This window comes from uncultured Aquincola sp., assembly GCF_964001545.1.
GTDB lineage: Bacteria > Pseudomonadota > Gammaproteobacteria > Burkholderiales > Burkholderiaceae_C > Aquincola.
The window spans coordinates 1-5,467 of record NZ_CAXFDV010000157.1 but is presented as its reverse complement, the minus strand read 5'-3'; the positions used below and the strand labels follow the sequence as shown (position 1 = coordinate 5,467).

The window sequence follows — 5,467 nt, the reverse complement described above, 5'->3', positions numbered from 1 at the left end:
GTCTCGCGCGGGCCGCTGCGCGAGGCCTTCCGCCGGCTGGAAGAAGCGGGCCTGGTGCGCACCGAGAAGAACCGCGGCGTGTTCGTGCGCAGCCTGCCGATCGACGAGGTGCTGGAGATCTTCGAGGTGCGGGCGATGATGGACCAGGCCATCGGCCGCAAGCTGGCCCAGACGCTGGCCACGGCCCAAGTGCGCGAGCTGCGCCGCATGGCCGACGAGATGGACCGCGCGGCCAAGGCCGGCGATGCCGATGCCTTCCATGCCACCAACCTGCAGTTCCACGACAGGCTGCTGGTGCTGGCCGACAACCAGAAGCTGGCCGCCACCTACCGCAAGCTCACCAAGGAGCTGACCCTGCACCGCCGCCACAACCTGAGCGCCGAGTCCATGCTGATGTTCGCGCGCGAGCACCGGCAGATCGTCAAGGCCATCGCCGCCGGCGATGCCGAAGCAGCGGGTGAGGCCATGTACCGCCATGTGATGAACAGCCGCGAGCGCACGCTGCACAACCACCTGCAGCGCCAGAGCGAGGCGGCCTGACGCCATGGCCCTGACCCTGCAAGACATCGCCACGCTGTTCGATCAACGGGGTGCCGAGCAGTACACCGGCGAGCCGGTGACCCAGCTGGAACATGCGCTGCAATCGGCCTGGCTGGCCGAGCAGGCCGGGGCGGATGATGAACTGGTGACCGCCGCGCTGCTGCACGACCTGGGCCACCTGCTGGGCGATCATGGCGCCACGCCCACGCTGCGCGGCATCGACGACCTGCACCAGTTCATCGCCTTGCCTTTCCTGCGGCCGCTGTTCGGGCCCCGGGTGCTGGACGCCATCCGCCTGCATGTGGATGCCAAGCGCTACCTGTGTGCCAGCCGGCCGGGCTACCACGCGGCGCTGTCCAGCGATTCGCAGCGCAGCCTGGTGCTGCAGGGCGGCGTGTTCACGGCCGAGCAGGCGCACGACTTCATCACCCAGCCGCATGCCGAGGCCGCGGTGCAACTGCGGCTGTGGGACGACGCGGCCAAGGCGCCGCAGCTGACCACACCGTCTCTGCAGCACTACCTCGCGCAGCACGTGGCGCGGGCCAGCCGCCTGGCCGCCGGTGGCTGAGGCCGCCGGGCTGCCACTGGGCGGGCTGAGCAGTGGCGCGCTGAGCGGGGGCGTGCTGGCCGCGGTGCTGTGCGGCGCGGCCCTGCATGCCAGCTGGAATGCGCTCATCAAGTCGGGCACCGACAAGTCGCTGGACACGGCACTCATCCATGCGCTGGGGCCGCTGATCGCGGTGCCGCTGCTGCTGGGGGTGGGCTGGCCCGCTGCGGCGGCCTGGCCGTACATCGCGCTGTCCACGCTCATCCACATCGGCTACTACCTGGCGCTGGCTTCCGCTTACCGGCATGGCGACCTGGGGCTGACCTACCCGCTGATGCGCGGCGGCGCGCCGCTGCTGGTGGCGCTGGGCGGCCCGCTGTGGATCGGTGAGTCGCTGTCCGTCGTGGCCTGGGCGGGGGTGCTCACGGTGAGCACCGGCGTGGTGCTGCTGGGCCTGGCGCGGGCCGGGCACATGGGCTCGGAGGCGCAGCGCCGCAAGGCGGTGCGGGTGGCCTTGTGCAATGCGGCCATCATCGCCGCCTACACCTTCGTCGATGGCCGGGGCGTGCGTGCCAGCGGCAACGCCGTGGCCTACGTGGCGGCGCTGTTCCTGTTCGACGGCCTGCCTTACTTCGCGCTGGTGATGTGGCAGCGCCGCGACCGGCTGGCCGAGGCGCGCCGCTACATGGCCGCGCGCTGGCCGGTGGCGGCGCTGGGCACCGCGGCCTCCTTGGGCAGCTACGGCATCGCGCTGTGGGCCATGACCCGCGCGCCGGTGGCGGTGGTGGCGGCGGTGCGCGAAACCTCGGTGCTGTTCGCGGCGCTGATCGGCACCTGGTGGCTGCGTGAGCCCTTCGGCTGGCAGCGCGCGGCCGGTACCGTGATCATCGTAGGCGGCGTCATGGCACTGCGCCTCGGCTGATGGTGCACCCGGCGCCACGCTTCGCGTGACGCCACCCTCCGAGAGGGTCGCCGGTCGGCTTGGGGCGGCCCGGCGCTCGGCCGGCGGGGCGGGGCACGTGGCGTCAGGGCGTTTCGCCCGGGCCGGCTATCCTGCGGCATCCCCTCACACGGAGTGCCTGTTCCCCCGATGCTGCCGGTTCTCACCTTGGCCCACTGGCTCAGCCTGCACGGGCTGGTCACCGCGATCGCGCTGCTGATCTACGTCATCACCGCGCATGTGCTGGGCCAGCGGCGCCAGCCGGCCGCGGCCGTGGCCTGGGTGTTGTTCATCCTGCTGCTGCCTTATGTGGCGCTGCCGGCCTTCCTCATCTTCGGCTCGCGCAAGCGGGCGAGGGCGGTGCGCCTGGGCGGGCTGCATCCGGCGGCCGACGCGCCCACCTGGGCCGAGCAGACGGCGCTGGCCCTGCGCCAGCCCGCCGCCGCGCCCTACCAGGACCTGGCCATCCACACCGATGGCCATGCCGCCCGCGGTGCGTTGTGGGAGGTGATCGACCGGGCGCAACACTCGATCGAGCTGTGCACCTTCATCATCGGCCGCGACAGCTTCGGCCAGGCGGTGGTGGAGCGGCTGGCCGCCCGCGCCCGCGCCGGCGTGACGGTGCGGCTGATGGTCGATGGCCTCGGCGCCCTGATGGGCGGCCGACCCGAACTCAGTGCGTTGAAGGCGGCCGGCGGCCACCTGGTGCAGTTCGTGCCGCCGCTGCATTCGCCGCTGCGCGGGCGCACCAACCTGCGCAACCACCGCAAGCTGCTGATCGCCGATGCCGGCCACGCCACCCAGCGGCTGTGGTGCGGCGGCCGCAACCTGGCCTGCGAATACTTCGACGGCGAGCCGGGCAAGCCGGCCTGGCACGACCTCAGCTTCGACCTGCGTGGCCCGCTGGTGCTGCAGGCCGGTGCGCTGTTCCGCCACGACTGGCGCTTTGCCGGCGGCCAGCCGCGGCTGCCGGCCATCCCGCTCAAGGCCTTGCCGCCGCCGCTGCCCGGCGAGGCACCGCTGCCACGCGCGCAGCTCATCGCTTCCGGCCCCGACCAGGTGGACGACACCGTGCAGTCGATGCTGGTGACCGCCGCCTACCGGGCGCGCGAGCGGCTGCTGATGGTCACGCCGTACTTCGTGCCCGACGCCGCCCTGCTGGCCGCGCTGTGCCTGGCCGCCCGCCGCGGCGTGGTGGTGGACCTGCTGCTGCCGGCGCGCTCCAACCACGGCATGTCCGACATCGCCCGCGGCCGCGCGCTGCGCACGCTGGCCGCGGCCGGCGCGCGCATCTGGCTGGCGCCGCACATGCTGCATGCCAAGCTGGTGGTGGTGGACGAAACCCTGGCCCTGGCCGGCTCGGCCAACATCGACAGCCGCAGCCTCTTCCTCAACTACGAGCTGATGGTGGCCTTTCATGACGCACCGGCGGTGCAGGCCTTTGCGCGTTGGTTCGAGCAGGAGAGGGCGCTGGCCCACCGCAGCCAGCCCGCCCGCGCCGGGTTGCTGCGCGACGTGGGCGAGGGCTTGGTGCTGTGGGTGGGCTTTCAGCTATAGATGGACGGAGCACCCGGCGCCCCTTGCGGGGGGCCCCCGGCTGTTAACGTAGCGTCCATGTCCTTGCCCGTGACCCCTGCTGACGAACATGCGATGCGCCTGGCGCTGGACCAGGCGCTCAATGCGCAGCTGGCCGGCGAGGTGCCGGTGGGGGCCGTCATCCTGCGGCAGGGCCAGGTGATCGCCACCGGCTACAACCGGCCCATCACCACCCACGACCCCACCGCCCATGCCGAGATCGTGGCCCTGCGCCATGCGGCCCAGCTGCTGGGCAACTACCGCCTGCCCGAGTGCGAGCTGTACGTGACGCTGGAGCCCTGCGCCATGTGCGCGATGGCGCTGATGCATGCGCGCTTCAAGCGCGTGGTGTTCGGTGCCACCGACCCCAAGACCGGCGTGGCCGGCTCGGTGATCGACCTGTTTGCGCAGCCGCAGCTCAACCACCACACGCAGGTGCAGGGCGGTGTGCTGGCCGAAGCCAGTGCCCAGTTGCTGCGCGACTTCTTCGCCGAACGCCGCGCGCGCCAGAAAGCCTTGCAGCTGGCCCGCCGCAGTGCCGCCGGCCCCGCCGACACCGCGCCGCTGGGCGCCGCCGCGCCGCTGCCCGTCGGTTCGTTGCCCGACATTCCCACCGGCGAAGCCACCGAACTGCCCGCCGACCTGCCACCCACCTTGCGATGACCGCCACCTCCCGCTCCAAGTCCGCTCGCCATGACCACGGCCACGCCCACGACGCCCACCGCGACCATGCCGCCCACGGCGTGCCGGACGGCCCGCGCACGCTGACGCTGTTTTCACCCGCCGGTGTGGTGGCCCAGGCCGCCCCGGTGCGCCGCGCCGCCCGGCGCCTCAAGGCCCACGGCTTCGAGGTGACCATCGACGCCAGCGCGCTGGCCAAGCACCAGCGTTTTGCCGGCGACGACGACACCCGGCTGGCTGCGCTGCACCGGGTGGCCGAGGCGGCGCCCACCGTGGCCCTGGCCACCCGCGGCGGCTACGGCCTCACGCGGCTGCTGGACCGCATCGACTGGCCGCTGGTGGCGCGCAGCATGGAGCGCGGCACCCGCTGGGTGGGCTACAGCGACTTCACCGCGCTGCAGCTGGGCCTGCTGGCCCATGCGCCGGCCGGCGTCACCTGGGCCGGCCCGATGGCGGCCGGCGACTTCGGCCTGACCGACGAAGAGGGCGGGGTGGACGATGTCACCGAAGGCTGCTTCCTGGAAGCGATGGACGGCGAGCTGGAGGCGCTGGGCTTTCGCACCGGCGAAGGCTTCGACGGGCTGGAAGCCCGTGGCACGCTGTGGGGCGGCAACCTGCGGGTGGTGAGCACGTTGCTGGGCACCCGCCACTGGCCGGCGGCGCGGCGCATCAAGGGCGGCATCCTGTTTCTGGAAGACGTGAACGAGCACCCCTACAGCATCGAGCGCAGCCTGCTGCAATTGCACCAGGCCGGTGTGCTGGCGCAGCAGAAGGCGGTGCTGCTGGGTGAGTTCACCGCCTGGCGCAAGTCGCCGCTGGACCGCGGTTACACCCTCAAGTCGGCCATCGAGCACCTGCGTTCGGTGTGCCCGGTGCCCATCCTCACCGGGCTGCCCTTCGGCCACGTGCCCACCAAGGTGTGCCTGCCGGTGGGCGCCAAGGTGGCGCTGGCGGTGCAGGGCCGCGACGCCTTCATCGGCTGGTAGCGCAAGCGCCGGGCCGAACATGTACGTACAAGCCCGGGCATAAAAGCTGCGGGGAGGGCGCATGCCTTCTCCTAGAATCCGCGCCTTCCGTGAGGCACCCCCGGGCCACGAACCCGCCTTTGCCGCCCGGATGGGATGTATGCGCAAGACGCTTGGAGGTTGCATGGGCTTTGATGGTTGGGTTCGGGTGGGCAAGGC

The 5,467-nt window shown here is 72.1% G+C and carries 6 protein-coding genes; all 6 read left to right on the top strand.

The window, feature by feature from the left end; genetic code table 11:
* Window positions 1-540, top strand: a 540-nt coding sequence (locus ABNT58_RS05200; protein ID WP_348752443.1) for an FCD domain-containing protein, incomplete at its 5' end; no start/stop codon positions are given.
* Window positions 541-544: 4 nt separating this feature from the next.
* Entirely contained in the window at window positions 545-1,108 is a 564-nt protein-coding gene (locus ABNT58_RS05195; protein WP_348752442.1) for a phosphonate degradation HD-domain oxygenase, read from the top strand.
* On the top strand, window positions 1,101-2,009 hold the full coding sequence (locus ABNT58_RS05190; RefSeq protein WP_348752441.1) for a DMT family transporter: 909 nt from the start codon (window positions 1,101-1,103) through the stop codon (window positions 2,007-2,009). Before ABNT58_RS05195 ends, ABNT58_RS05190 begins: the two co-directional genes overlap by 8 nt.
* Window positions 2,010-2,177: 168 nt before the next feature.
* Window positions 2,178-3,584, top strand: coding sequence for a phospholipase D-like domain-containing protein (locus ABNT58_RS05185; RefSeq protein ID WP_348752440.1), 1,407 nt, complete (start codon window positions 2,178-2,180; stop codon window positions 3,582-3,584).
* Window positions 3,585-3,641: 57 nt separating this feature from the next.
* A complete protein-coding gene (gene tadA, locus ABNT58_RS05180; protein WP_348752439.1) occupies window positions 3,642-4,265 on the top strand; it encodes a tRNA adenosine(34) deaminase TadA in 624 nt (207 codons plus the stop codon).
* Window positions 4,262-5,269 (top strand): LD-carboxypeptidase, encoded by a 1,008-nt coding sequence (locus tag ABNT58_RS05175; protein WP_348752438.1) that lies wholly within the window; start codon window positions 4,262-4,264, stop codon window positions 5,267-5,269. The genes tadA and ABNT58_RS05175 overlap by 4 nt, the downstream gene beginning before the upstream one ends.
* The last annotated feature ends 198 nt before the right edge of the window (window positions 5,270-5,467 follow it).